This window comes from Kitasatospora sp. NPDC058170, from assembly GCF_042883905.1.
GTDB lineage: Bacteria > Actinomycetota > Actinomycetes > Streptomycetales > Streptomycetaceae > Kitasatospora.
On record NZ_JBHVUV010000031.1, the window covers coordinates 39,913 to 65,745 of the forward strand.

20 protein-coding genes are annotated in these 25,833 nt (G+C 74.1%); 5 read left to right on the top strand and 15 right to left on the bottom strand.

What is annotated here, in order from left to right:
- Nucleotides 1-163: 163 nt before the first annotated feature.
- Nucleotides 164-661 (bottom strand): transcriptional regulator NrdR, encoded by a 498-nt coding sequence (gene nrdR / locus ACFVVX_RS29980; protein WP_387950127.1) that lies wholly within the window; start codon nucleotides 659-661, stop codon nucleotides 164-166.
- Nucleotides 662-1,225: 564 nt separating this feature from the next.
- On the opposite strand from nrdR, the gene lexA reads away from it, so the two are divergent.
- Entirely contained in the window at nucleotides 1,226-1,888 is a 663-nt protein-coding gene (gene lexA, locus ACFVVX_RS29985) for a transcriptional repressor LexA (protein ID WP_224281048.1), read from the top strand.
- An 86-nt stretch (nucleotides 1,889-1,974) separates the two neighbouring features.
- Here the strand turns inward: lexA and ACFVVX_RS29990 are convergent, their stop codons facing one another.
- The 5 genes from ACFVVX_RS29990 to ACFVVX_RS30010 are packed head-to-tail and all read right to left on the bottom strand — an operon-like array spanning nucleotide 1,975 to nucleotide 9,810.
- A complete protein-coding gene (locus ACFVVX_RS29990; RefSeq protein WP_387950129.1) occupies nucleotides 1,975-4,107 on the bottom strand; it encodes an ATP-dependent DNA helicase in 2,133 nt (710 codons plus the stop codon).
- A 12-nt stretch (nucleotides 4,108-4,119) separates the two neighbouring features.
- The gene (locus tag ACFVVX_RS29995; protein WP_387950131.1) at nucleotides 4,120-5,946 is read right to left on the bottom strand and encodes an IucA/IucC family protein; all 1,827 of its coding nucleotides are present in this window, start codon (nucleotides 5,944-5,946) and stop codon (nucleotides 4,120-4,122) included.
- Nucleotides 5,924-7,402: a lysine N(6)-hydroxylase/L-ornithine N(5)-oxygenase family protein gene (locus ACFVVX_RS30000; protein ID WP_387950133.1), complete on the bottom strand. Its 1,479-nt coding sequence runs from the start codon at nucleotides 7,400-7,402 to the stop codon at nucleotides 5,924-5,926. The genes ACFVVX_RS29995 and ACFVVX_RS30000 overlap by 23 nt, the downstream gene beginning before the upstream one ends.
- Nucleotides 7,403-7,417: 15 nt before the next feature.
- A complete protein-coding gene (locus ACFVVX_RS30005; protein WP_387950135.1) occupies nucleotides 7,418-7,990 on the bottom strand; it encodes a GNAT family N-acetyltransferase in 573 nt (190 codons plus the stop codon).
- Nucleotides 7,987-9,810, bottom strand: a complete 1,824-nt coding sequence (locus tag ACFVVX_RS30010; RefSeq protein WP_387950137.1) for an IucA/IucC family protein — start codon at nucleotides 9,808-9,810, stop codon at nucleotides 7,987-7,989. The genes ACFVVX_RS30005 and ACFVVX_RS30010 overlap by 4 nt, the downstream gene beginning before the upstream one ends.
- A 331-nt stretch (nucleotides 9,811-10,141) precedes the next feature.
- Here ACFVVX_RS30010 and ACFVVX_RS30015 point away from each other — a divergent pair, with 331 nt between their 5' ends.
- Nucleotides 10,142-11,317, top strand: a complete 1,176-nt coding sequence (locus ACFVVX_RS30015) for a trypsin-like serine peptidase (RefSeq protein ID WP_387950139.1) — start codon at nucleotides 10,142-10,144, stop codon at nucleotides 11,315-11,317.
- Nucleotides 11,318-11,349: 32 nt separating this feature from the next.
- Nucleotides 11,350-12,489, top strand: coding sequence for a trypsin-like serine peptidase (locus ACFVVX_RS30020; protein WP_387950140.1), 1,140 nt, complete (start codon nucleotides 11,350-11,352; stop codon nucleotides 12,487-12,489).
- 67 nt (nucleotides 12,490-12,556) lie between these two features.
- On the opposite strand, the gene hflX is transcribed toward ACFVVX_RS30020, so the two are convergent.
- The 5 genes from hflX to miaA all read right to left on the bottom strand — a co-directional run bounded on the left by hflX (nucleotide 12,557) and on the right by miaA (nucleotide 19,464).
- The gene (hflX, locus tag ACFVVX_RS30025) at nucleotides 12,557-14,062 is read right to left on the bottom strand and encodes a GTPase HflX (RefSeq protein ID WP_387950141.1); all 1,506 of its coding nucleotides are present in this window, start codon (nucleotides 14,060-14,062) and stop codon (nucleotides 12,557-12,559) included.
- Between the two features lie 147 nt (nucleotides 14,063-14,209).
- The gene (locus ACFVVX_RS30030; protein ID WP_387950142.1) at nucleotides 14,210-16,609 is read right to left on the bottom strand and encodes a RelA/SpoT family protein; all 2,400 of its coding nucleotides are present in this window, start codon (nucleotides 16,607-16,609) and stop codon (nucleotides 14,210-14,212) included.
- Nucleotides 16,610-16,765: 156 nt separating this feature from the next.
- Nucleotides 16,766-17,674, bottom strand: a complete 909-nt coding sequence (gene dapF, locus ACFVVX_RS30035) for a diaminopimelate epimerase (protein WP_387950144.1) — start codon at nucleotides 17,672-17,674, stop codon at nucleotides 16,766-16,768.
- Between the two features lie 85 nt (nucleotides 17,675-17,759).
- A complete protein-coding gene (locus ACFVVX_RS30040; RefSeq protein ID WP_387950146.1) occupies nucleotides 17,760-18,269 on the bottom strand; it encodes a hypothetical protein in 510 nt (169 codons plus the stop codon).
- A gap of 229 nt (nucleotides 18,270-18,498) precedes the next feature.
- Complete coding sequence (gene miaA / locus ACFVVX_RS30045) at nucleotides 18,499-19,464, bottom strand: tRNA (adenosine(37)-N6)-dimethylallyltransferase MiaA (RefSeq protein ID WP_387950147.1); 966 nt, start codon at nucleotides 19,462-19,464, stop codon at nucleotides 18,499-18,501.
- 168 nt (nucleotides 19,465-19,632) lie between these two features.
- On the opposite strand from miaA, the gene ACFVVX_RS30050 reads away from it, so the two are divergent.
- Entirely contained in the window at nucleotides 19,633-19,905 is a 273-nt protein-coding gene (locus tag ACFVVX_RS30050; protein WP_387950149.1) for an antitoxin, read from the top strand.
- Nucleotides 19,906-19,983: 78 nt separating this feature from the next.
- Here the strand turns inward: ACFVVX_RS30050 and ACFVVX_RS30055 are convergent, their stop codons facing one another.
- Nucleotides 19,984-20,682, bottom strand: coding sequence for a class III extradiol dioxygenase subunit B-like domain-containing protein (locus ACFVVX_RS30055; protein ID WP_387950151.1), 699 nt, complete (start codon nucleotides 20,680-20,682; stop codon nucleotides 19,984-19,986).
- Between the two features lie 66 nt (nucleotides 20,683-20,748).
- Nucleotides 20,749-22,245, bottom strand: coding sequence for a tRNA (N6-isopentenyl adenosine(37)-C2)-methylthiotransferase MiaB (miaB, locus tag ACFVVX_RS30060; RefSeq protein WP_387950152.1), 1,497 nt, complete (start codon nucleotides 22,243-22,245; stop codon nucleotides 20,749-20,751).
- A gap of 85 nt (nucleotides 22,246-22,330) precedes the next feature.
- Between miaB and ACFVVX_RS30065 the strand changes: the two genes are divergently transcribed.
- On the top strand, nucleotides 22,331-23,350 hold the full coding sequence (locus tag ACFVVX_RS30065; protein ID WP_387950154.1) for a TAXI family TRAP transporter solute-binding subunit: 1,020 nt from the start codon (nucleotides 22,331-22,333) through the stop codon (nucleotides 23,348-23,350).
- Between the two features lie 62 nt (nucleotides 23,351-23,412).
- Here ACFVVX_RS30065 and ACFVVX_RS30070 read toward each other — a convergent pair whose 3' ends face one another.
- Both ACFVVX_RS30070 and ACFVVX_RS30075 read right to left on the bottom strand, forming a co-directional pair.
- Nucleotides 23,413-24,855 carry a sensor histidine kinase gene (locus tag ACFVVX_RS30070; protein ID WP_387950156.1) on the bottom strand — a complete coding sequence of 481 codons (1,443 nt, stop codon included), beginning with the start codon at nucleotides 24,853-24,855 and terminating at the stop codon, nucleotides 23,413-23,415.
- A 6-nt stretch (nucleotides 24,856-24,861) separates the two neighbouring features.
- The gene (locus tag ACFVVX_RS30075) at nucleotides 24,862-25,614 is read right to left on the bottom strand and encodes a response regulator transcription factor (protein WP_387950158.1); all 753 of its coding nucleotides are present in this window, start codon (nucleotides 25,612-25,614) and stop codon (nucleotides 24,862-24,864) included.
- Between the last annotated feature and the right edge of the window lie 219 nt (nucleotides 25,615-25,833).

A 25,833-nucleotide genomic window follows, 5' to 3' on the forward strand; every position in this document is an offset into this window, starting at 1 on the left:
GTCCGGGCACCGCTGGTTCGTCTTCCGGTGTGCGGACAGGCGACGACCTGCCTGTTCCCGCACGGTTTGTGGTGTTCTGTGCCCCGTTTCCGGGCATGCTTCGGCCCCGTGGGGCCGGTGTGGCTGGCAGCCCCGAAGGGCCGCTGGTACTGCGCCGGGCCTCCTAGGGCGCGGCGGCGGGAACCGGCACGCAGGTGCCGTCCGCCTCGGGGACGGGCCGCTCGGCGCGGAGCTCCGCGATGGCGGCCTCGAAGTCTTCCAGTCCGTCGTACGCCTGGTACACGCTGGCGAAGCGCAGGAACGCGACCACGTCGAGATCCTTGAGCGGTCCGAGTATGGCCAGCCCCACGTCGTGGGTGGTGAGCTCGGACTTGCCGGTGGCCCGCACGCACTCCTCGACCCGCTGGCCGAGCTGGGCGAGCGCGTCCTCGGTGACCGGTCGGCCCTGGCAGGCCTTGCGGACTCCGGAGATGACCTTCTCCCGGGAGAAAGGCTCGGTGACGCCGCTGCGCTTGATGACCATCAGCGCGGCCGTCTCCACCGTGGTGAAGCGGCGGCCGCAGTCCGGACACTGCCGACGGCGGCGGATCGAGCTGCCGTCCTCGGTGGTCCGGCTGTCGACGACGCGGCTGTCGGAATGCCGGCAGAAGGGGCAGTGCACCTGAAAGATCCCTCCCGGGCAGAACGTGCGGACTCGTCGAGTCTACGCGATGTCGACCCGGCCTCGGCAAGCTGATCATGCGACGTGACCACTAGTACTGGGCACGATGTGGACTGTAGCCACTACATCTAGGTCTTCGGGGGAGGCGGCACCCCTGGCGTGTCGGCGCGGATTAGACTGCCGGGGCCGACTTTCGGTCGAACATTTAATCGATGTACAGCAAAGCCTTGATCGAGTCAGCCAACTCCCGAATAATTCACTCGAACGTGTGTTTGGCGCAACCTTTCGATAGGAGGTGCCGTTGGGCTGGAAAAGGGGAGAGGACAGCCGTCGAGAGGGGCCGCCGTGAACACGATCGAAAGCAACACCATCCCGGTGCAGGAGCACTCCCAGCTCAAGGTGGGGCAGCGCACCACGAATCAGCAGAGCGTGGACATCAGCATGGACCGTAGCGAAGACCACCGCCTCTCCGGCCCGGCCGTTTCCAGCCCGAGCCGGGTTCCCGACCAGCCCATCGAGCACGCCCCCGTCCTGGACGACGGGCACCCTGCTCCCACCCGTTCGATGCCGGGCCGCCCCCCCGGCATCCGCACCGACGAGGCCGGGCTGACCGAGCGCCAGCGCCGGGTGATCGAGGTCATCCGGGACTCCGTCCAGCGCCGGGGCTACCCGCCGTCGATGCGCGAGATCGGCCAGGCCGTCGGCCTCTCCAGCACCTCCTCGGTCGCCCACCAGCTGATGGCCCTGGAGCGCAAGGGCTTCCTGCGCCGCGATCCGCACCGCCCCCGCGCCTACGAGGTGCGCGGCGTCGAGGTGGCCCGCCCCAACACCGCCGAGACGGCCGGCCGGCCGTCCACCTCGTACGTCCCGCTGGTCGGCCGGATCGCCGCGGGCGGGCCGATCCTGGCCGAGCAGACGGTCGAGGACGTCTTCCCGCTGCCGCGCCAGCTGGTCGGCGAGGGCGAGCTGTTCGCGCTGACCGTGCGCGGGGACTCGATGATCGAGGCGGCCATCTGCGACGGCGACTGGGTCACCGTCCGCCGCCAGCCGGTCGCCGAGAACGGCGACATCGTGGCCGCGATGATCGACGGCGAGGCCACCGTGAAGCGCCTCAAGCGCGAGGACGGCCGGATCTGGCTGATGCCGCACAACCCGGCCTACGAGCCGATCAACGGCGACAACGCGACCATCCTGGGCAAGGTCGTGGCGGTCCTGCGCCGGCTCTGACCACCCACCGCGCCGGCCCGCGCGCCCGCCGCGCGCACACACGGGAAGGGGCTCCACGCACACCGCGCGGAGCCCCTCCGGCGTCCTCAGCCCCGCTTCTGCACCGGCCGGACCGGCTCCGCCGAGGCGTCGATCGCCGCCAGCGAGCGGCGCACCTGGTTGCGGTCGGTGGTGTACCAGAACTCCGGCATCGAGGAGCGGAAGAAGCTCCCGTAGCGCTTGGTCTCGACCCGCGGGTCGAGCACCGCCACCACACCGCGGTCGTCCGCCGCCCGCACCAGTCGGCCCGCGCCCTGCGCCAGCAGCAGCGCGGCGTGGGTGGCCGCGACGGCCATGAAACCGTTCCCGCCGCGCTGTTCGACGTCCTTCTGCCGGGCGCTCATCAGCGGATCGTCCGGACGCGGGAACGGGATCCGGTCCATCACCACCAGCTGGCAGGCCGAACCGGGCACGTCCACGCCCTGCCAGAGCGAGAGCGTGCCGAACAGGCAGGTGGTGGCATCCGAGGCGAAGTCGCGGATCAACTCGCCCAGGGTGTCCTCCCCCTGGAGCAGGATCCGGTTGTCGAGCCGCTCGCGCATCGCCTCGGCGGCCGTCTGGGCGCCGCGCATCGAGGAGAACAGGCCCAGCGTCCGGCCGCCGGCCGCCCCGATCAGCTCCGCCAGCTCGTCCAGCATGTCGGGCCGCTCGGGCTCCCGCCCCGGGTCGGCCAGGTGCCGGGCGACGTAGAGGATGCCCTGCTTGGGGTACTTGAACGGCGAGCCGACATCGATGCCCCGCCAGTGCGGCGCCGGGTCCTCGCCGAAGGCCGGCTCGGGTACGTCGGCCGGCCCCCGCTCGTCCGGCAGCCGGGCCTCCGAGGGCAGGCCGACCGAGGCGGCGACGCCGGTGAAATCCCCGCCGAGCTTGAGGGTGGCCGAGGTGAGCACCACCGAGCGCTCCTTGTACAGGCCCTCCCGCAGCAGCCCGGAGACGCTCAGCGGGGCGACCCGCAGCGAGGCGGTGCCCATCCCGAAGCGGTCGCTGCGCTCGATCCAGACCACGTCGTACTCGGAGTCCCCCAGCAGCCGCTCGGCCGTCTCGTGCAGCGTCTCGGCGGAGGCCATCGCCTGCTTGCGCACCGCGTCCTCGTCGGTGAGCGCCTTGTCCCGGGTCTCGCCGAGCGAGGTGATCACCTGCCGGCTGGCGTCCCGGATCGCGGTGACCGCGTACGCCAGGTACTCGGGCAGCTCCTCGACCCGGCCGGGCTGGGCCGTCTCCATCAGGCCGTGGAAGTTCTCGGCCGCCGCCTGGAGGGCGTCCACGGCCTTCTCGTTGGCCAGCCGGGCCGCGCGCTTCACCGCCCGGTTGACCGCGCCCACCGTCAGCTCGGCGGTGGCCGCGCCGGTGACCCGGTTGACCAGCTCGTGCGCCTCGTCCACGATCAGCAGCCCGTGCTCGGGCAGCACCGGCGCGCCCTCGATCGCGTCGATCGCCAGCATGGCGTGGTTGGTGACCACCACGTCCGCCAGCTTGGCCCGCTCCCGGGCCTTCTCGGCGAAGCACTCCTGGCCGTAGGCGCAGCGGGTGGCGCCGAGGCACTCCTTGGACGTCACCGCGAGCTGGGCCCAGGCCTTGTCGGAGACGCCTGGGGTGAGGTCGTCGCGGTCCCCGGTCTCCGTCTCGTCCGCCCAGTCGCGCAGCCGCAGGACGTCCTGTCCGAGCTTGCCGGTGGGGCCGCCGAGCGCGTCCACCGGGTCGAAGAGGCCCTCGCCCTCGTCGCTCGGGGTGCCCTCGTTGGCGCGGTGCAGACAGAGGTAGTTGGAGCGGCCCTTGAGCATCGCGAACAGCGGGCGGCGGCGCAGCGCCGGGTGCAGCGCCTCGACGGTGCGCGGCAAGTCCCGCTCCACCAGCTGGCGTTGCAGCGCCAGGGTGGCGGTGGCGATCACCACCCGGTCGCCGTGGGCGAGGGCCGGCACCAGGTAGGCGAGGGACTTGCCGGTACCGGTGCCGGCCTGCACCAGCAGGTGCTCGCCGCTGTCGACGGCGTCGGCGACGGCCTCGGACATGCGGACCTGGCCGGGCCGCTCGACGCCGCCGACGGCCGCCACGGCGGCGTGCAGCAGCTCGGGGATACGGGCCCGCGGGACGGCGGCGACCTCGGCCTCGGAGGCCTCGGGAGCCTCCTCGGAGTCCTCGGCGGCGTCGGCGGGGAGCTGGGATTCGGAGTCGTTCGTCATGACCCTCCCAGCCTACGGGGCGGGGGTGACAATCCGGTCCCGTCGCCCGGGCAGCACGTCCGCGCCCCGGGGTGCCAGCGCGTTGGGGACGGTGCCGTGCCGGGCCGCGTGCGGGCGGTGCGGGCGGTCGCCGTAGCCGTCGAGGAGCAGCCGGTTGCGGTTGAGGCAGAGCCGGTCGATCCGGGGCGGGAACAGGTCGAAGAGCTCGAAGCGCTCCCGCAGCTCGGGGAACCGCCGCTGGTAGCGGAGCACCTCGGCGCGCAGCAGCTCCCAGAACTCGGCCTCGGGCAGCCCGGTCTGCGCTTCGAGCAGCGGCGCGAGGTAGCGGTAGACGCCGATGAACAGGCCGGAGTGGAGGAACTGGCAGAGGCCCTGCGGGTCCTCGCGCAGCAGGACCTCGCCGACCTCGGCGGGCAGGTCGCGCAGCTCGGGCAGGTCCTGGTCGCTGAGGTTGACGTCGTCGACGAAGTCCTTGACCGCGAGCCGGGCCGGGGTGTCGTGCCGGTCGAAGACCAGGATGGCGTTCTCGCCGTGCGGGGAGAAGACCAGGCCGTAGCGGTAGAGGAAGTGCAGCAGCGGTGGGAGCATCGCGGCGAACAGCCGGGCCGTCCACGCGGCGGGGGTGAGCCCGGAGCGGGTGATCAGTTCGGCGGCGAGGGCCCGGCCGTCGGAGCCGGTCTGGAGCAGCGCGGCCAGGGTGCGGGCGCGTTCACCGGGGTCGAGGCGGGGGCCGAGCGGTTCGCGCCAGATCGCGCCGAGGAGCTCCTTGTACTGGTAGGGCGCCTCGGGCAGTTCGCGGTAGAGCGGGTGGTCGACGGTGACGGAGGCGATCTCGCCGAGCAGGATCACCCGGCAGTCGTCGCGCAGGAAGGCGTCCGCCTGGCGCAGCCCGTGGATCCAGGCGGTGACGGCGGGGGCGGCCAGCGTGCGTTCGGTGGGCAGGCCGCGCCAGACCAGGGTGTTGAGGATGGCGAGCGGCAGTTTGACGGTGCAGCGTTCGGGCCGGCTGAGGTTGAAGAAGGAGCGGATGGACTGCTGGGGCAGCCGCAGGTCGCCGTCGGAGGGCAGCGGGACGATCTCGCCGCCGGCGATCCAGGGGGCGAACAGCGGGACGACGGTCTCGTCCCACTGCCAGGGGTGGACGGGCAGCAGCAGGTAGTCGTCGGCGTCCGGGCCGAGGGCGGCGCGCAGCGCGTCGGGGTCGTCGAGCTCGCGGGCGTAGAGCTGTTCGGGCTCGGCGAGGCCGGGGATGCCGCGGTACTGGGCGAGGCGCCGGTGGACGGCGATCCAGGGCAGTGGCTGCGGGGTGCGGGCCTCGGGGGCCCAGCGGGCGGCGTCGGTGGCGGAGAAGCCGATCCGGCCCTTGTTGGGGACGATCCAGGGGTGGCCGGTCTGGCGGCCCTCCAGTTCGGCGTGGTCGAGGTCGGCGAGCTCGGCGGCGGTGGGGGCGGTGGCGAGCTGGTGGGCGTCGGCGATCAGGGTGGCGGTGAGTTCGCGGATCAGGTGGCCGGTGGTGTCGCCGCGCAGGCCGAGGGTGTGCCGGGCGTACTGGAGGAAGCGCAGCGGGTCGAGGCCTTCGGGGTTCTGGCACTGCAGGGTGGCGGGGTCGACCTGCCAGCCGCCGTACGCGCCGCGGCGGGCGGTGAAGCGGTACTCGGCCTCGGGCAGCCGGAGCAGGTAGGCGCCGTCGCGGTCGGCCGGGACGGGTGTGATCAGTTCCTCGTAGGCGAACTCGCCGAGCATCTTGGCCAGCAGTGCCCGGCTCGCGCGCTGCCAGTGCCCGGGGGCGAGCTGCGGGGGCAGGTACAGCGGCGGTTCAGCGGCCGGCGGTTGCGGCACGGGTCCACTCCTGGGGTCGCGGAACGGTGGAGTCGGTGGGGGCGGTCGTGTCGGTGCGTCCGCCGGGGTCGGTGCGGTCGCCGGAGCCGGTGCGTCCGCCGGGCCCGGCGGACGCCGCGGCGGCTGTCGCCGGTGGCGCGAAGCCGGTCCAGGCGGTGCGGGTGGGCAGCCGGTGGACGGTCCGGCCGGCGACGGCGTTGAGGATCACGGCGGCACGATGGGCACCGAGACCCAGGTCGGGCGCGCCGACGCCGTGGGTGTGCAGTTCGGCGTTCTGAACGTACAGGCCGCCGGTCAGTTCGGGGAGGGTCGCGACACGGTGTTCGAGGTCGACCCGATAGCGGCCGGCCCCGTCCCAGTCGATCAGGTGGGCAAGCGGTTCCAGGGCGGCCGGGCGGGCGGCGCGGTACCCGGTGGCGAGCACCACCGCGTCGGTGCGCAGCACGTGCTCGGCGCCGGAGTCGGTGTGCCGGCAGCGCAGTTCGAGGCCGCCGCAGGGACCGGGCCGGGCGTCGGTGACGGCGGTGCCGGGGGTGATCTCGACCGGGGCGGTGTCGATCGGCAGGCCGATGGTCCGCTCGTACAGGTGGTCGTGGATCTCCGCGAGGGTCTCGGCGCTGGCGGCCTTGTGCAGCTGCCACTGGGCCTCGACCAGGGTGTCCCGGACCTCGGCGGGCAGGCCGTGGAAGTAGCGGGTGTAGTCGGGGGTGAAGTGCTCCAGGCCGAGCTTGGAGTACTCCATGGGGGCGAGGGCCCGGGTGCGGGTGAGCCAGCGCAGCCGGGTGCCGTCCCCGGTACGGCGGCGGAGCAGGTCGAGGAAGACCTCGGCGCCGGACTGTCCGCTGCCGATCACCGTGATGTCGCCGACGCCGTCGAGGGCGTCGCGGCGGTCGAGGTAGTCGGCGGAGTGGAAGGCCTGCGGATGGCCGTCGAGGGCGGTGAAGGCCTCGGGCCGGACGGGCCGGGTGCCGACCCCGAGTGCCAGGTTGCGGGCGTGCACGGTGTGGACGCGTCCGCTCGCGGTGTCCCGCAGTTCGGCCCGGTACAGCGTGCCGTCCCAGTGCAGGGCGGTGACCTCGGTGGCGAAACGGCAGTTGGCGAGGCGTTCGGCGGCCCAGCGGCAGTAGTGGTCGTACTCGCGGCGGGCGAGCTGGAAGCGCTCGGCGAAGTAGAACGGGAAGAGCCGGTCCTGCTCGCGCAGGTAGTTGAGGAAGGACCAGGGGTTGGTGGGGTCGGCCAGCGAGACAAGGTCGGCGAGGAACGGCACCTGCATCCGGGCCCCGTCGACCAGCATGCCGGGGTGCCAGCGGAATTCCGGGCGCTGGTCGCAGAAGAGCGTGCGCAGGCCGGGGACGGGCTCGGCGAGTGCGGCGAGCGAGAGGTTGAACGGGCCGATGCCGACGCCGAGCAGGTCGTACGGCCCTGGCTGGGGGGTGTCCGGCTGGGGGGTTTCCATGGGGTCGGGGGTGTCCTAGGAGGAGTGGGGCGGGCGTTCGCGGATCATCAGGGCGGCGCGTTTGTCGGGCAGGTCGAGTTCGGCGGCGCGGGCGAAGCCGGCTCGTTCGAAGGCGCGGACCGAGCGGCGGTTGCGGACGTCGGGTTCGGCGACCACCCGTTCGCAGCGGGGCCTGGTCCGGAGGATGTCGGCGGCGAGGGCGTCGAGCAGGGTCGCGCCGAGGCCCCGGCCGCGGGTGGCGGCGGGGCCGAGCAGCAGGTGGACCCCGGTGTCGTGGGGCCGGGCGGGGTAGTGGCGGGCGAGCGGGTCGAGGTCGGCCCGGTAGACCTCCCAGTAGCTCATCGGGGTGCCGTCGAGCAGTCCGATCAGGGGCAGGCTGCCGCCCTCGCCGTCGAGTCGGGCGCGCAGGTGGCGTTCGGTGGTGGCGGGCGGGCCATCGAGCTCCCAGTAGGCGGCGACCTCGGGGTCGTTCATCCAGGCGGTGAGCAGCGGCAGGTCGGCGGGCAGCCGGACCGGGCGCAGGGCGAACTCGCCGGCGGCGGTGGGCAGCGCGGCCCGGGCGGGCGCGTCGTCGGGCAGCAGGGTCACCGGCCTGCCACCGGGTTGGGGATGTCGACGTAGACGGACTGGCTGGCGACCGGGCCGACGAGTTCGTCCATGCCGTTGATCCGGGTGAGCAGGTTGGCCTTGCAGGGCAGGGTGGGTGCGTCCAGCAGCAGGGCGGGCAGCGCGGATCCGGTGGCGGCGACCCGGGGGCCGGCGAGGAAGCCGCGCAGGGCGGCGAGCAGGACGCTCTCGTCGGCCAGCCGCTGGGAGCCGAAGGCGCCGATCAGGCCGAGGACGTGGTTGATGCCGAGGTAGTAGGCGAAGTGGTGGTCGATCACCTCGTCGGTCAGGAAGGTGTCGCTCCGGGCGCCGAGGCCGGGGAGCCGGGCGGTGAGTCGCTCGGCGGCGCTCTGCCGGTAGTAGTAGCCCTGGTTGTCGCGGTAGCGCCCGCCGGCCGGCCAACCGTCCCGGTCGAGCAGGACGAGGCTGTTCTGCTGGTGGGCCTCCAGGGCGATGCCGGCCTGTCCGTCCAGCCACAGGACGGGCAGGACGACGGCGTCCAGGTAGCGCAGGAACCATTCGGCGGCCACGGTGGCCGGCGGGCGGCCGCAGCGGGCGGCGAGGGTGCGCAGGGTGTCGCCGAGCAGGGAGGGCACGGTGTCGCCGGTGCCGAGCGGCTGTTCGGCGACCAGGCCGGCGACGCAGAGGGCGCGTTCGGCGGGGCCGAAGGGCTGGGCGCGCAGCACGGTGTCCAGGCCGCCGGGGTCGCCGAGGGAGGGGTGGTCGACGCCGATCCAGGCGGGGTCGCGGACGATGTCGAAGCCGGGGTGGGCGGCCCGCCATTCGGCGGCCAGGCCGCTCTCCAGCAGCCGGTGCATCTCCAGGCCGCGGTGGAGTTCCTTGCGCAGGTTCTCCCGGCGGGAGTTGGTGATCCGCAGGCCGAGCGAGAGCTTGAGCATCCAGGGCGTGCCGGGCCGGTAGACGGTGCGCACCGAGGAGGTGGGGTGCCACGGCTCGCCGTGCGGGCCGAGGTCGTGCAGCAGTCCGTCGGCGAGCAGGGCGGCGACGGCGGGGCGCAGGGCGAGTTCGCGGGCCTGCCAGGGGTGCAGCGGCAGGGCGGCGGTGCCGGGCGGCAGCAGGGCCCGGTCGCCGAGGAGCCCGGCGGTGATCCGGTCGGCGCTCTCGGTCACGGCGGAGCCGGCGGCGAGCAGCTTGCGGTCGACGGCGTACCAGTGGAGTCGGAAGGAGCCGTGGAGCTCCGGGGAGTAGGCGGCGCTCTGGGCGGGGCCGAGGCCGTCGCGGCTCTTGGGGGTGGGGTGCAGGGGGTGGCCGAGCAGCAGGGACTGTTCGGCGGCGAGGAAGTGCGAGCCCTCCGGTCCGCCGGGGGCTGCGGCGGTGCGGCGGTGGGCCAGGATGTCGGCGGTGCGCACGACGGAGTCGGCGACCCGGGCGGCGAGGTCGGCGACCTGGCCGGGGTCGGGGCGGTCGGCGGCCGCGGCGGCGAGCAGGGCCGCGGCGGTGACGGCGTCGACCGGGGCGTCGGCGGCGCCCTCGCCGGCCGCGAGGGTCGCGGGGCCGAAGCGGTGCCAGCCACCGGGCGACCAGTAGCGGACGGGTGCGGAGAGCCGGGCGGCGCCGCCGAGGACGGCGATCCGCAGCCGTCCGTCCGAGCCGGGGGCGGCACCGGTCTCGCGGGCCCAGCAGCGCAACAGGGCCTCCATCGCGGCCTGTTCGGCGGCGACGGCGGGGTCGGGGTGCAACAGCGGGTCGGGGTGCGGCAGCGGGTCGGGCTGGGCGGGTCGGGCCGGGGCGGTCCGGCGCGCCGGGATCGCGGGCGGGGCTCCGGTGAGGGCGGTGCTCAAGGCTGCTCCTTGGGGCGCGTGGAGGTGCGGACGCGGGCGGTTGGTGGAGGGGGTTTGGCGGGCGCTCGCACCGGTGCGTCAGGTAAGGGTTACCTATCCCTGACGGGTGATCACAAGAACGGATCACTCGTCCGAGTGAAGAGCGGGAATTGTTCAACACTCAGGAGGGAGGGCCTGTCGCTCCAACGACACCGCGGGGGCTTCGTCACAACCCGGTGACCGGTGGTCAGCAGTGCAACCAGGGGTCGGCCGGTGCCGTCCTGGTGGCCAGTGGGAGACTCCAAGGCGGCGTGCCGCCACCGCACAGGACCAGCAGGGGGAAGCGAACACCATGCCATCGATCCACCGGTCAGCCGTCGCCGCCGCCCTCGCCGCGGGGACCTTGCTCGCCGTGAGCGCCTGCGGTCCGGACGGCCCGTCGGGCGGTTCCACCGCCGCCCCGCCGCCCGCCTCGGCGAGCGCCACCACCGCGAACGGGGGCGGCGGCGTGATCGGCGGGCTGACCCTGCCCTCCGGCATCCCGACCAGTCTGCTGGAGGGCCTGCCGACGAGCTGGGACGACCTGCGGAAGTGGAAGTTCGAGGACTGGGACAAGTGGGCGTCCAAGCACGTCTTCAACAACCCGGTGGTGAAGGACTTCTGGAACCCGGACAAGATGGGTGACTCCAAGCCGGCCGAGCCGGCGCCGCCCAGCACGAAGCCGGTCGAGGACCCGGGGGTGACCGACCCCGAGCCGCCGGTGGTCAAGGCGACCCCGGTGGCCCGCCCGTACACCAAGCAGCCCTCGGGGAAGGTCTTCTTCAGCGCCCAGGGCGGCCGGGGCAACTGCTCGGCCACGGTGATCACCGACCCGCAGCGGCCGGGGAGGAGCAACCTGGTCTGGACGGCCGGGCACTGCGTGCACGCGGGCAAGGGCGGCGACTTCTTCAAGGACCTGGTCTTCGTCCCCGCGTACAACAACTCCGGTGCCTCCAGCGGCGGCAAGAAGGCCCCGCTGTCCGAGCTGGCCCCGCTGGGCACCTGGTGGGCGGACCAGGTGTCGACCTCCCCGCAGTGGATGGTCGAGGGCGGCGGGTCGGGTGACGCGGCGAACCAGTACGACTTCGCGATCATGCGGGTGCACAACCAGAACGACACCGGCAAGTCGCTGGAGGAGACGGTCGGCGCGGCCGTCCCGGTCTGGTTCGACGCCCCCCGCGACAAGCTCGGCGTCTCGGCGATCGGCTACCCGCTGTACAAGCCGTTCGACGGCCAGGAGTTGTACAAGTGCGACGGCGGCAAGCCGACCCGGCTGTCGTTCGATCCGAAGCGGCCCTCGATGCTCACCATCGGCTGCACCATGACCCAGGGCGCCAGCGGCGGCGGCTGGTTCGCCACCATGCCGGACGGGAAGACCGCGCTGGTCAGCAACACCTCGATCGGCACCCAGGACCACACCTCGCTGAGCGGCCCCTACCTGGAGGCGGTCGCCAGGCAGGCCCTGGACTGGATCTCCAAGAAGCAGTAGCCGCCGGGAACGCCAACGGGGACGGATTCACCATGCCGAAGACCAGCCGCCGCGCGCCGCGGCGCCGGGCCGTGCCGGCCGGTGCCGCGGTGCTCACCGCGCTCTCGCTCGCCGCGGCCGGCTGCGCCCCGGACGGCCCGGGCGGCTCCGACGCCGCGTCCGGGCCGCCGGCGGCCGCCGCCCGGCCGGGCGCGGGGCTGCCCACCGGTCCGCAGGAGCTGGCCAACTGGAAGGTCGCCGACTGGGCGAGGTTCGTCGGCGAGAACGCCTTCGTCAACGAGCTGGCCCAGGGCTTCTGGTCCATCGCCCGGATGGAGCGCGCCAAGGCCCGGGCGACCCCGGAGTTCTCGCACCGGACGGCCGCGCCCGGCGTCGACCGCGATCCGCCGCCGGCCGCCGTCGCGGCCAAGCCGGTGCCGCACCCGTACGGCCCCGGCACCGGGGTGGTCGGCAGGATCTTCATGACCGCGCCCGAGGGCGATGCGGCGTGCTCGGGCACGGTGGTCAGCGACCCGGCCAACCCGGGCCGGAGCAACCTGGTCTACACGGCCGCGCACTGCCTGCACGACGGCAAGGGCGGCGGCTGGATGAAGAACCTCGCCTTCGTCCCCGCCTACAACCGGGACGGCCAGGCCGGCCGGGGCAAGCCGTACACCGAGCAGCAGGTCTCCCCGTACGGGCGCTGGACGGCGGTTCGCGCGCTGGTCTCGCCGACCTGGCTCAAGGAGAGCGGCGTCGGCGCCAACGCCCAGTACGACTACGGGATCATCCGGGTCAGGAACGAGAGCGGCTCCGGCCCCTCGCTGGAGGAGGCGGTCGGCGGCTCGATCCCGATCTGGTTCAACGCCCCGCGCGACCAGATCACCTCGGCGTCCTCGTACGGCTACCCCGCCGAGCGGCCGTTCGACGGCATGGAGCTCGACCACTGCGACTCCGCGGTCCGGCCGACCAGGCTCTCCTTCGACGCGGCGCGCCCACCGATGTACGTGATCGGCTGCACCATGACCGGCGGCGCCGCCGGCGGCGGCTGGTTCATCATCCGGGACGGCAAGCCGAACCTGATCAGCCTCAACTCGATCGGCAACCGCAACCCGTCGGAGTACCTGGCCGGCCCCTCGCTCCAGGACCAGGCGAAGCAGGCCTTCGGCTACTTCAGCAAGAACGTGCGGTAGCCGCCTCCGGTCATGCCTCGGGCCCCGGCCCCCCGGATCGGGGGGCCGGGGCCCGAGGCGTCGCGGCTCAGCCCTGGGTCAGTGCGACCGTGTAGCGCTCCAGCTCGGCCGCCAGCTCCGCCGCCACCTTGGCGTGCAGCAGCGTGCCCTCGCCGGTGTGCTCGGTGGAGATCAGCTCGCCCTCGGCGTGCACCCGGGAGACCAGGTCCCCGCGGGTGTACGGGACGAGGGCCTGCAGCTCGATCGCGGGGCGCGGCAGCTCGTCGTCGATGAGCTTCAGCAGCTCGGCGATGCCCTGGCCGCTGCGGGCCGACACCACGATGGCGTGCGGCTCGCGGCGCAGCAGGCGCTGCAGGACGTGCGGGTCGGCGGCGTCCGCCTTGTTGATCACCACGACCTCCGGCACGTGCTGGGCGTCGACCGAGAGGATCACCTCGCGGACGGCGGCCAGCTGCGTCTCCGGCTCGGGGTGCGAGCCGTCCACCACGTGCAGGATGAGGTCCGCGTCGGCGACCTCCTCCATCGTCGAGCGGAACGCCTCGACCAGGTGGTGCGGCAGGTGCCGGACGAAGCCGACGGTGTCGGCCAGGGTGTACACCCGGCCGCTCGGGGTCTGCGCCCGGCGGACGGTCGGGTCGAGGGTGGCGAACAGCGAGTTCTCCACCAGCACGCCCGCACCGGTGAGCCGGTTGAGCAGGGAGGACTTGCCGGCATTGGTGTAGCCGGCGATGGCCACCGACGGCACCTGGTGGCGCTTGCGCTCCTGGCGCTTGGTGTCACGGCCCGTCTTCATCGCGGCGATCTCCTTGCGGAGCTTCGCCATCTTCTCGCGGATCCGGCGCCGGTCGGTCTCGATCTTGGTCTCACCGGGGCCACGGGTGGCCATACCGCCGCCGGAGGAGCCGGAGCCACCACCACCCATCTGCCGGGAGAGCGACTGTCCCCAGCCGCGCAGGCGCGGCAGCATGTACTGCATCTGCGCGAGCGAGACCTGCGCCTTGCCCTCACGGGACTTGGCGTGCTGGGCGAAGATGTCGAGGATCAGGGCCGTCCGGTCGACGACCTTGACCTTGACGACGTCCTCCAGCTGGATCAGCTGGCCCGGGGTGAGCTCACCGTCGCAGACCACGGTGTCGGCGCCGGTGGCCGCGACGATGTCGCGCAGCTCCTTGGCCTTGCCGGAGCCGATGTAGGTCGCCGCGTCGGGCTTGTCACGGCGCTGGATGACGCCGTCGAGCACCTGGGAGCCGGCCGTCTCGGCGAGGGCGGCGAGCTCGGCCAGCGAGTTGTCCGCCTCCTCGGCCGTGCCGTCCGTCCAGACGCCGACGAGCACCACGCGCTCCAGGCGGAGCTGGCGGTACTCGACCTCGGTGACGTCCTCGAGCTCGGTGGAGAGGCCGACGACCCGGCGCAGGGCGGCACGCTCGCTGCGGTCGTACTGGTCGCCGTCGTAGTGGTGGTCGAGGTCCTCGTCGATGGCCGCGAGGTCCTCGTCCATGAGCGCTTCCGCCCGGAGGCCGTCCAGGCGGCGGCCGGCGTCGGCGTTGTCGCGGGTGTCGAACGTGGAGGTCATTCTGTCCTTTGGCTACTGGTGCGGATGGCCTGTCTGCGACCGTACGGACGGTCGCACCCGGAGTCTGCCCAGCTGCCGCCCCGTCTACCGCTCGGGCGAGGTGTGAGCTACCCCTGAGGACCGCGGGCTGCACCCAGGCTGTTTTACTCAGTGCCCGGTGAACGCCGCGGACCGGCCGTGAATTCCCCATGATGGTCGCACGCCCGGCGCGGGCGGGTCATCCCCATTTCCCGGGTCGGGCGCCGGGCCCGACCCGGCTGCGGGCGCCGGATCGGGGGCGGGGCCGGTGGCGGGGTTGGTGCCGGTAACGGGGCCGGGGTCGGGCGCCGGAGCGGGGTCCGCCCCGGAGGCCGCCTCCGAGGCGGCGGCGGGCGCCGGGGCCGGGGCGTGCGGGCGGCCGACGTCGTACACCCCGGAGACCTTCAGCATCGCCCGCATCACGGCGGGCAGCGCACCCGGCTCGGGCAGCTCCACGGTGTAGGTGTGCCGGACCCTCAGCTCCTGCGGCGGCTCGACCTCCGCCGAGACGATCCCGACGCCCTCCCCCGAGATCGCCGCGGTGAGGTCGGCCAGCAGCCGGGGCCGGTTCAGCGCCTCGGCCCGCAGCGTCACCCGGTACCCGGAGGGCGGCGCCGCACCGGGCTGCCAGTGCACCTCCAGGACGCCGCGCCCGTCGGCCCGCATCCGCTCCCCCGCCGGGCAGCCGCCGCGGTGCACGGCCACCACCCCGCCGCGGATCGCGAAGCCGCTCACCGCGTCCGGCGGCACCGGGGTGCAGCAGCGGGCCAGCCGCACCGGCGCCCCGGGCCGGTCGGCCACCGTGGCGGGGGCGGCACCGCGCTCGGCGGCGCGGTGCGCGGGCGGCGCCGGCTGCCCGGCCGACGGGCCGGTGCGCACCACCGGTACCCGGGTCGGGTGGTCGGCCAGCCAGCGCTCGATGGCCAGCCGGGCCCCGGGGGTGCGGGCGTGCGCCAGCCACTCGGGCGCCGGGCCGGAGGGCTCGGCGGCGCGCGGCCCGCTCTCGGTGAGCACGGCGAGCCGGTCGCCGTCCTGGAGCACGGTGGACAGGGCGGTGAGCCGGCCGTTGACCCGGGCGCCGATACATCGGTGGCCGGTGTCCTCGCCGAGCAGGTACGCGGCGTCCACGCAGCTGGCCCCGGCCCTCAGCTGAAGCGTTTCGCCGTCCTCGGTGACGACGGTGATCTCGCGGTCGCCGGAGAGGTCGGCGGTCAGCGCGGACCAGAAGGCGTCCGGGTCGGGCGTGTCCTGCTGCCATTCGAGCAGTCGGCTGAGCCAGCCGGGCCGGGCCGGGTCGGTACGGTCCAGCTCGTCGGCGCCCTGGTCGGCGCCGGGCTGCCGGGGGTCGCCCAGGGCCACCACCCCGGTCTCGGCCACCTCGTGCATCCGCCGGGTGCGGACCAGCACCTCGACCACCGTGCCGCCGTCCAGCGCCACCGCGGTGTGCAGCGACTGGTACAGGTTGAACTTGGGGGCGGCCACGAAGTCCTTGAACTCGCCGGGCAGCGGCGTCCAGCAGGTGTGCAGCTCGCCGAGCACGGCGTAGCAGTCCGCGTTCTCCTCGACGACGACCAGCAGCCGCCCGAAGTCGGCGGGCTGGGGGCCCTGCGGCCGCCCGTCCGGGCCGGGCGCGGCGGCCCGCTTGAGCAGCACCCGGTGCAGCGAGACGCAGTGCCGGGGGCGGACGGTCACCTCGGCGGCGACCCCGGCCTCGGCGAGCTGGCGGGCCAGCGCCCGGGCGAAGGGTTCCAGCAGGGTGTCCGGTCCCTCCTCGTGCCCGGTGACCAGGGCGCGGGTACGGGCGTACTCCTCGGGGTGCAGGGTGGCGAAGACGATGTCCTCCAGCTCCGCCTTGAGCACCTGGATGCCGAGCCGCTCGGCCAGCGGGATCAGCACGTCCCGGGTGACCTTGGCGATCCGCACCCGGCTGGCGGGCTTCATGTGCCGGATCGTCCGCATGTTGTGCAGCCGGTCGGCGAGCTTGATCACCATCACCCGGACGTCGTCCCCGGTGGCGACCAGCATCTTGCGGAAGGTCTCCGCCTCGGCGGCGGCGCCGAAGTCGACCTTCTCCAGTTTCGTCACCCCGTCGACCAGGTAGGCGACTTCGGGACCGAACCCCTCGCCGACCTGGTCGAGCGTCAACTCGGTGTCCTCGACAGTGTCGTGGAGCAGCGAGGCGACCAGCGTCGTGGTGCCGGCGCCGAGTTGGGCCAGGATCATGGTGACGGCCAGCGGGTGGGTGATGTACGGCTCGCCGCTCTTGCGCTTCTGGCCGCGGTGGCTGGCCTCGGCGAGCCGGTAGGCCCGGCCGAGCAGGCCGAGGTCGGCCTGCGGGTGGTGGCGGCGGTGGGCCTGGACGAGCGGCTCGATGGCGTCCGGCAGCTCCGGGCGGCCGGTGGCCAGCAGGGCCGCGCGGCCGGCCCGGCCGAGTGCGGCCCGGCCCAGCCCGCCGAGGGGCCGCCTGGGCCCGGCCTGCCGTGCGGATGTCGGCTGCCCCGCCAGGGGCTGCCCGGCTTCGATGGTCATCGGCACCTCCGGCAGCGGTCACCGGAGCCGATGGCCGACCCGGTGGTCCATGCTACCGAGCACAGCACGTTCCGCGACGCGCTGCTCCCCGTCCGTCATGGGGATCACCCGAACGGGGGGATTCGCCGCCTCGCGAAATGGGCAAACCGCCCGCCCTCAGCGCTCCAGGGCTTCGAGCCACCGCGGGTCGAGCACGCCGCTCGCCACGATCACCGCCGGACCGGTCATCTCCACCCGGCCGTCCGGGTGCTCGGTGATCACCAGTCGGCCGCCCGGCAGGTCCACGGTGTAGCTGACGGACTCGCCGGTCAGCGCCGGGTCGGCGCCGTCCCGGCGGGCGGCGGCCACCGCGACGGCGCAGGCGCCGGTGCCGCAGGAGCGGGTCTCGCCGGAGCCGCGCTCGTGCACCCGCATCGCGACGTGGCGCGGGCCGCGGTCCACCACGAACTCGACGTTGACGCCCTCCGGGTAGGCGCCCTCGGGGCTGGTCAGCGGCGCCTTCAGCAGGTCGCCGGCGTCGTCCAGGCTCGCCACGAACGCCACCGCGTGCGGGTTCCCCATGTTGACGTTGCGGGCCGGCCAGCGCCGGTCGCCGACCGCCACCTCGATCCCGTCCGGGCCGGGCAGCCGGGCGTGGCCCATGTCCACGGTGACCTGGCCGGGCGTGCCGTCCGCGGCGTCCTCGGCGACCCTCGCCACCAGGACCCCGGCCCGGGTGGCCACGGCCACCTCGCCCGGCTTGGCCAGCCCGGCCTCGACCAGGTAGCGGGCGAAGACCCGGACCCCGTTGCCGCACATCTCGGCGATGCTGCCGTCGGAGTTGCGGTAGTCCATGAACCACTCGGCCCGGTCGGCCAGCGCCGCGGCGGCCGGGTCGGCGGCGGAGCGCACCACGCGCAGCAGGCCGTCACCGCCGATCCCGGCCCGGCGGTCGCAGAGCGCGGCGACGGCCGCGGGGCCGATCGCCAGTCGGCCGTCCGGGTCGGGGAGGATGACGAAGTCGTTCTCGGTGCCGTGGCCCTTGAGGAAGGGCAGGCCCGCGGGCTGCTGGGAGGAGTCGCTCACCCTCCCGATGGTACTGATCCGGCCAGTGGGGCACCGCCTCGGACCGGCAGGCGGACCGTCGGCCGGGGCCGTCCGCGGCGCGCGGTCAGCGCAGGTGGACGACCCGCCACAGGGCGAGCGCGCAGGCGACCAGCGCGATCAGCGTGTAGATCACGATCGCCTTCCACCCGGCCCGCTCGCCGGAGCCGCGGCGGGGCAGGCCCGGCCACTTGTACCCGGCGTGCCGGGCGGCCATCGCGCCCCAGCCGACCGAGGCGGCGGTGAGCAGCAGGCCGAGCATCCCGACCATCGCGGAGCCGGTCCCGCCCGAGCCGAAGGCCAGCGGGAACGCGAACATCAGCGAGCCGGCGGTGGCCAGCAGGGCGATCGGCAGCGTCTGCCACCAGCGCAGCCGGCGGCGCGGGCGGATCTCCCGCTCGTGCACCGCGCCGGCGGGGGCGCGGGTGTCGAGGGCGGGGAGGGCGATCGCGTAGGAGGTGGGCACGTCCAGGCCTGGCAGCACGGGCAGGTCCGGGAGGGTCGAGGCGTCCGGGCCGTCGGCCTCGGCGGTGGCACTCCTGCGCTGCCCGGTTTCGGGGCCGGTACCCGTCGACACGCGGCCTCCCCTGACAGTTCGACACGAGTGCGGACTCGCGGCCGGGCCTGGTCGGCCCGCACGGGCCGACCCTTATGGCATCGATGATGGCATGTCCAGGGAGGCGTTCCGGGCCTGACCGGGGTCGGCGGGTGATCCGTGGCCATCACGTGATCCGGCCGTAACCGCCGGTTCTTCCTGCACGCCCACCTGCGCGCGCAGGTGCACCGGCGGATTGGCCGGATACGTCCTACGACCGGGCCTGTTCCTGATGTTCGATCAGTTCGAGCGAGCGGGCCAGCAGCTCCGCCGGGTCGGCTCCGGCCGGCCGGGAGAGCCAGTGGATCCGGTCGTCGCGGCGGAACCAGGACTCCTGCCGGCGGGCGAAGCGCTTGGTCGCGCGGACGGTCTCGGCGCGGGCCTCGTCCTCGGTGCACTCCCCGGCGAAGTGGTCGAGCACCTGCTGGTAGCCGAGCGCCCGGGAGGCCGTCCGGCCCTCGCGCAGACCGATCTTCTCCAGCTCCCGGACCTCGGCCGGCAGCCCGGCCTCCCACATCCGGTCGACCCGCAGGGTGATCCGCTCGTCCAGCTCGGGGCGGGGCACCGCGACGCCGATCTGCACCGCGTCGTAGACGGCGGTGTTGCTCGGCAGGTTGGCGGTGAACGGCTGCCCGGTGATCTCGATGACCTCCAGCGCGCGGACGATCCGGCGTCCGTTGCTGGTCAGGATCGCCTCGGCGGCGGCCGGGTCCAGCTGGGCCAGCCGCCCGTGCAGCGCGTACGGGCCGGCCTGCGCCAGCTCCTCCTCCAGCCGGGCCCGGACGGCCGCGTCCGTCCCGGGGAAGTCCATCTCGTCGATCGCCGCCCGGACGTACAGCCCGGAGCCGCCGACCAGGACGGGGGCGCGGCCCGCCGCGAGCAGCCGGTCGATCTCGGCGCGGGCGAGCCGCTGGTACTCGGCGACGCTGGCGGCCTCGGTGACGTCCCAGACGTCCAGCAGGTGGTGCGGGATGCCGCCGCGCTCCTCCTGGGTGAGTTTGGCGGTGCCGATGTCCATGCCGCGGTAGAGCTGCATGGAGTCGGTGTTGATCACCTCGCCGCCGAGGCTGCGCGCGATGGCGACGGCCAGGTCGGACTTGCCGGCGGCGGTCGCGCCGACCACGCAGACCACGGGGGGCCGGGTGGCGCGGGGCTGGTCGTTCGTGGAGCTGCTCACCGCACCAGTCTCGCAAAACCGCCGCCGCGCCGGTGACCTCCCCACCCGGCCTGTCCTACTGGGCGACGATATGACCGATTCGAGCGATATCCACAGGTGCGAACTGTTCGGATGCGACGGACGTTGGGCAAGAGGACAGAGAGGAACGGTGAGAACACCATGGGTCTGATGGACAACCTCAAGGGCAAGGCCGAGGAGCTCAAGGGGAAGGCGAGCGAACTGGCCGGCAAGCACAGCGGCCAGATCGAGCACGCGGTGGACAAGGCCGGCGGCGCCATCGACAAGGCGACCAAGGGCAAGTACTCGGAGAAGATCGAGCACGGCGCCAGCAAGGCCAAGGGGGCGGTGGACGAGTTCGCCCACAAGCCCAAGGCCCCGGGCGAGGGCCCCGGCCCCGGCGCCCCGGGCACCCCCGGCAACGGTCAGGGACCGTCCGCCTGAGCCCTCGGGGCGGGCGGCCGGGATCCCGGATCCCTGATGCCTGATCCCTGATCCCTGATCCCTGATCCCGGCGGAGCCTCAGCTCCAGGACGCGACGAGGTACCCGACCCCGTACGGCGCCTCCCGGTAGCCCAGCCGCGCCGTGAGGCCGGCCCCCTCGGCGGCGCCTGCCAGCACCTGCCAGGGGGCCCGCCCCTCGGCCTTGAGCTCGGCGGCCAGCGCCACGTCCAGGGCGCCCAGCGCGGCCAGGTCCGCCGAGCCGAGCGCCGCGGCGAGCGCCGCGTCGAAGCCCTCGGCGCGCTCGTCCAGGTAGCCGGGCGCCTTCACCGAGCGGCAGGCGCTGCCGTCGCCCATGACCAGCAGCCCGACCCGGTCGGCCAGCCCGGCCAGCCCCTGCCCGAGCCCGAGCATCCGGTCGGCGGGCGCATCGGCGGGCACCGCGCAGGCGTGCGTCGGCACGGCGGCCCCGGCCCGCCCCAGCAGCCAGGCCCCGACCGTCAGCGCGGGCGGCAGCTCCGGCCCGTCGACCCCGCCGGACGGCAGCCGGGCCACCAGCGGCACCCCGTAGCGGTGGAAGGAGCCGGCCCCGCCCTCGGTCCACACCTCGGCCTCCGGGCCGGTGCCGACCACCACGACCAGCTCCGGTCCGGCGGCGAGCAGCGCGGCCAGCGCCTCGTCGCAGGCACGGCGCAGCGGCTCCAGTTCGGCGGCCGCACCGGCGGCGACCTCCGGGACGAGCAGCGGCGGACAGGGGCACACGGCGGCGGCTACCAGCATGTGGATCACTCTAACGAACGCGGCCCGGCGGGATCGGGGATCCCGCCGGGCCTCGGTGCGCGGAGGTCAGTCGCCGCAGCAGCCGCCGGCCGGGGCTGCCGCGAGCGGCGCCGGGGCGCCGATGGTCGGCAGACCGAGCAGCACGCCGGCCGGCTTGGCGGCCGGGGCGGCCTGGCGCTTCTCCCAGGCGTCGCCGGCCCGGGTGCGGCGCACCGCGAGGGCCGGGCCCTCGGCGAGCAGGTGGTGCGGGGCCGCGTAGGTGATCTCGACGGTCACCATGTCGCCCGGGCGCACCGGCTCGGCCGGCCGGGTGAAGTGGACCAGCCGGTTGTCGGGGGCGCGGCCGGAGAGCCGGTCGGTCTGGCCGTCCTTCTTCCCCTCGCCCTCGGCGACCAGGATCTCCAGGGTGCGGCCGACCTGCTTCTTGTTCTCCTCCCAGGAGATCTCCTCCTGGAGGGCGATCAGCCGGTCGTAGCGGGCCTGCACGACGGCCTTCGGCACCTGGTCCGCCATGTCGGCGGCCGGGGTGCCGGGGCGCTTGGAGTACTGGAAGGTGAAGGCGTTGGTGAAGCGGGCCTCGCGGACCGTGTGCATGGTCTGCTCGAAGTCCTCCTCGGTCTCGCCGGGGAAGCCCACGATGATGTCGGTGGAGATGGCGGCGTCCGGCATCGCCTCGCGCACCTTGCGGATGATGCCGAGGAAGCGCTCCTGCCGGTACGAGCGGCGCATCGCCTTGAGCACGGTGTCCGAGCCGGACTGCAGCGGCATGTGCAGCTGGTGCATCACGTTCGGGGTCTCTGCCATGGCGGCGATCACGTCGTCGGTGAAGTCGCGCGGGTGCGGCGAGGTGAAGCGGATCCGCTCCAGGCCCTCGATCAGGCCGGCGGCACGCAGCAGCTTGGAGAAGGCCTCGCGGTCGCCCAGGTCGGAGCCGTAGGCGTTGACGTTCTGGCCGAGCAGGGTCACCTCGATGACGCCCTCGTCGACCAGCGCCTCGATCTCGGCGAGGACGTCGCCGGGGCGGCGGTCCTCCTCCTTGCCGCGCAGCGCGGGGACGATGCAGAAGGTGCAGGTGTTGTTGCAGCCGACCGAGATGGCCACCCAGGCGGCGTACGCGGACTCGCGGCGGGTGGGCAGGGTCGAGGGGAAGGTCTCCAGCGACTCCAGGATCTCGACCTGGGCCTTGCGCTCGACCGCGGCCCGCTCCAGCAGCGCGGGCAGGTGGCCGATGTTGTGGGTGCCGAACACCACGTCGACCCAGGGGGCCTTCCTGACGATGGTGTCGCGGTCCTTCTGCGCCAGGCACCCGCCGACGGCGATCTGCATGCCCTGGTGGCGGCTCTTGGCCGGCGCCAGCTGGCCGAGGTTGCCGTACAGCTTGTTGTCGGCGTTCTCACGCACGGCACAGGTGTTGAACACGACCAGGTCGGGGTCGCCCTCCTGGCCGGCCTTCACGTACCCGGCGTCCTCCAGCAGCCCGGACAGCCGCTCGGAGTCGTGGACGTTCATCTGGCAGCCGTACGTGACGACCTTGTAGCTCTTCAATCCGCTCTCACCGCTCACCAGACCAGGGTACGGGCAGCCGCGAAACCCTTTTCCCCGCCCGCCTCCCCTCCCGTTCGACGCACGCGCCTGGCACTATCCCTGCATGGCCCCCACCTCCGCTCCCCGACTCGGCGCCGCCGTCCGCGCGGCCGCCCGCAGCCCGCTGTGGCGGACGGTGCTGGCCCTGGTCCTGGTGCTGGCCGGGCTGGGCGGCTGGTGGCTGTCGGCCGCCCGCTCGCCCGGCTATCCGCGCGGTTCGACGGGTTTCGTGACCGGTGTGCAGGGCGGGGTGTACGACAAGTACGGGCAGCTGCTGGAGGCCCACGTCGCCAAGGCGATGCCGGGGGTGCGGCTGCGGCTGGACAACTCGCAGGGCTCCATCGACAACCTGGCCAGGGTGACCAGCGGCCAGGACGACTTCGCGATCGCGACCGCCGATGCCGTCGCCCAGTACTCCGGTCCCGGCCGGGACCGGCTGCGGGCGATCGCCCGGCTGTACGACGACTACCTGCAGCTGGTGGTCCCCGCCGACTCCCCGGTGCACCGGACGGCCGATCTGAAGGGCCTGCGGGTCGGCGTCGGCCAGTCGCTGTCCGGGGTGAACCTGGTGACCAGGCGGCTGCTCGCGTCGGCCCGGCTCGACCCCGACCACGACATCCAGCCGGCGATGCTGGGGGTCGGCGACGCCACCGAGCAGCTGCGGGAGGGGCGGCTGGACGCCTTCTTCTGGTCGGGCGGGCTGCCGACCGGGGCGCTGACCAGCCTCTCCGAGCGCTTCAGGATCAGGATCGTGCCGCTCGGCGACCTCGCCGAGGCCGTCCACCAGGTCGAGGGCGGCGGCACCGACGCCTACCGGGCCGCCACCATGCCGAAGGGCACCTACCCCAACGCCGAGCCCAAGGACGCCGTCGCCACCGTCGCCGTGCCCAACCTGCTGATCACCCGGGACGACGTGGACACCGACCTGGTGCAGGGCATGACCAGGGCGGTGATAGACAGCCGCGACCAGATCGGCGCCAAGGTCCACGCCGCCCAGCTGGTCGACCTGCGCACCGCCGTCTACACCGACCCGCTCCCGCTGCACGAGGGCGCGATGCGCTACTACCGCTCGGTGAAGCCCTGAAGCCCTGAAGCCCTGAAGCCCCTCAGGCCGAGGCCCCCGGATCCGCCTGCCCCCCGGATCCGCTAGATCCGCCTGCCCTTGTCGGGCCGCGGCACCGCCAGGGTCACCGCGAGGCCGGTCGGCTTCACCGGGGCGAAGGCCAGCGAGCCGCCGCCGGCCAGCAGCAGGGTGCGGGCGATGGACAGGCCCAGGCCCGAGCCGTCCACGTTCTGGTGCCGCGGACTGCGCCAGAACCGGTCGCCGGCCCGGGCCAGCTCCTCCTCGGTCAGGCCGGGCCCGGCGTCCGAGACGGTCACCGCGACCTCCTTGCGCTGCACCGCGACCAGCAGCCGCACCCGGCTTCCGGCCGGGCCGAACTTGAGCGCGTTGTCGAGCACCGCGTCCAGCGCGCTGCCGAAGCCGATCGGGTCGGCCATCCCGAGCGCCAGCGCGGGCCCCTCCCAGCGCAGCTCGATGCCGCGCCGGTCGGCCACCGGCCGCCAGGCGTCCACCCGGGCCAGGGTCAGCGCGGCCAGGTCGGTGGGCTCCGGCTCGGGGCGGGCGTGCTCGGCGGTGGCCAGGCCGAGCAGGTCGTCCAGCACCCGGGCCAGCCGGACGCCCTCCTCACGGACCCCGCCGAGCTCCTCGTCGTGCCCCTCCGGGAGCTCCAGGCCCAGCAGCTCGACCCGCAGCATCAGCGCCGCCAGCGGGTTGCGCAGCTGGTGCGAGGCGTCCGCGACGAAGGCCTTCTGCTGGTCCAGGGCGAGCACCACGTGGTCGGCCATCTCGTTGAACGAGTGGGCCAGCCGCTGCAGCTCGGGCGGGCCGCCGCCGGGCGCGACCCGGGCGTTCATCCGGCCGGTGGCGATGTCGTGGGTGGCCCGGTCCAGGGTCCGGACCGGCCGCAGCACCCACTCGGTGAGCCGGACCGCGAGCAGCAGCGCGACGATCATCGCGGCGGCCTCCCCGGCCCCGATCACGAGCCAGCGGTGCAGCACCCGGGTGCGCATCGCGCCGGTCGGTGACTCGCTGAGCACCACCGCGACCACGTCCCCGTCGCGGACCACCGGCGTCGCGATGGTCAGCGCCCGGTCGGGGGTCCACGGCCAGACCTGCGGCGGGTTGTGGCTGCGCCGCCCGTCCAGCGCCTCCTGGAAGGCCGTCGCCCCCCAGCCCCCGACGGGGACCCGCCAGTCCGCCGGGGCGGTGGCGATCGGTACGCCGTCGCGCTGGAAGATGCCGATCCGCACGCCGTAGAGGTCGTGGTACCGGACCACCTCGGCGTCCAGCGCGTGCCGGCGGCTGACGTCGCCGGGCGCGGGCTCCAGGTCGCCCTTGAGGGCGGCGTCCAGGGCGGAGACGCCCGAGATGGGAAGGTCCTGGGCGAACCGGGCCGCGTCGTCGAGCCGGTCGACCACCACCCGGCTCTGGTCGGCGGCCGCGACGGCCGCCGCCAGCGGCAGGCCGAGCGCGGCCAGGACGCAGAGCATCAGCGCGAGCAGAATGCCCAGCAGGCGGTTGCGCACGTGCGGTCAGTGCTCCGCGCGGGCCGGGGGCGCGTCCGCGGCGGCGGCCGGGGACTCGGGGATCAGCCGGTAGCCCACGCCGCGAACGGCCTCGACCAGGCCGGGCAGGGCGAGCTTGGTGCGCAGCGAGCCGATGTGCACCTCCAGGGTGCGCCCGTTGCCCTCCCAGCCGCTGCGCCACACCTCGCTGAAGATCTGCTCGCGCCGGTAGACCACGCCGGGGCTCTGGGCGAGCAGCGCCAGCAGGTCGAACTCCTTGCGGGTGAGCGGCACGTCGCGGCCGTCCACGCTGACCCGGCGGCGCTCGCGGTCGATCCGGATGCCGCGGGACTCCAGCGGGCCGCGCTGCTGCGGTACCGCGTCGGGCGCGGGGGCCGCGACGGCGGCGGGCGCGGCGCCGCGCCGGGCCACCGCGTGGATGCGGGCGAGCAGCTCGCCCATGTCGTACGGCTTGGTGACGTAGTCGTCGGCACCGAGGTTCAGACCGTGGATCCGGGAGCGGATGTCGGCGCGCGCGGTCACCATGATCACGGGCACGCCGCTGCCGGCCCGGATCCGGCTGCACACCTCGAAGCCGTCCCGGTCGGGCAGCCCGAGGTCGAGCAGGACCACGCGGTACGGGTCGTTGCCGTCGGGCACCAGGGCGTCGAGCGCCTCGTGCCCGCTGCGGGCGTGGCGGACCTGGAAGCCGTGCCGGCCCAGGACCGCGACCAGCGCCGCGGCGACGCGTTCGTCGTCCTCGACGAGCAGCAGTCTCATCGTTCCTCCTCTCCCCGAAGTTCCCCGGGGTGTCGCTCGGTGTTCACGGGCCCCGCCGGGCAGGCCCGGTCCTGCGCAGTATGGGCCAGCGGGCCGCCCGGCGCCAGGCTCGGCCATCCCCCGGAACCGCCCGGGACGGCACGCGGCGGAGCGGCTGCCCGCTGTCACGGTGCCCCCGGTGGCGCGCGGTGAACAGTCCGTACCCGGCGTGTGGCCGGA

What these genes read in the sequence shown, in the direction of transcription:
- lexA (WP_224281048.1), top strand. Translation starts at nt 1,226, where the DNA reads ATGCCGGGCCGCCCCCCCGGCATCCGCACCGACGAGGCCGGGCTGACC.
- ACFVVX_RS29990 (WP_387950129.1), bottom strand. Translation starts at nt 4,107, where the DNA reads ATGACGAACGACTCCGAATCCCAGCTCCCCGCCGACGCCGCCGAGGAC.
- ACFVVX_RS30000 (WP_387950133.1), bottom strand. Translation starts at nt 7,402, where the DNA reads ATGGAAACCCCCCAGCCGGACACCCCCCAGCCAGGGCCGTACGACCTG.
- ACFVVX_RS30015 (WP_387950139.1), top strand. Translation starts at nt 10,142, where the DNA reads ATGCCATCGATCCACCGGTCAGCCGTCGCCGCCGCCCTCGCCGCGGGG.
- ACFVVX_RS30020 (WP_387950140.1), top strand. Translation starts at nt 11,350, where the DNA reads ATGCCGAAGACCAGCCGCCGCGCGCCGCGGCGCCGGGCCGTGCCGGCC.
- hflX (WP_387950141.1), bottom strand. Translation starts at nt 14,062, where the DNA reads ATGACCTCCACGTTCGACACCCGCGACAACGCCGACGCCGGCCGCCGC.
- ACFVVX_RS30030 (WP_387950142.1), bottom strand. Translation starts at nt 16,609, where the DNA reads ATGACCATCGAAGCCGGGCAGCCCCTGGCGGGGCAGCCGACATCCGCA.
- ACFVVX_RS30050 (WP_387950149.1), top strand. Translation starts at nt 19,633, where the DNA reads ATGGACAACCTCAAGGGCAAGGCCGAGGAGCTCAAGGGGAAGGCGAGC.
- ACFVVX_RS30055 (WP_387950151.1), bottom strand. Translation starts at nt 20,682, where the DNA reads ATGCTGGTAGCCGCCGCCGTGTGCCCCTGTCCGCCGCTGCTCGTCCCG.
- ACFVVX_RS30065 (WP_387950154.1), top strand. Translation starts at nt 22,331, where the DNA reads ATGGCCCCCACCTCCGCTCCCCGACTCGGCGCCGCCGTCCGCGCGGCC.
- ACFVVX_RS30075 (WP_387950158.1), bottom strand. Translation starts at nt 25,614, where the DNA reads ATGAGACTGCTGCTCGTCGAGGACGACGAACGCGTCGCCGCGGCGCTG.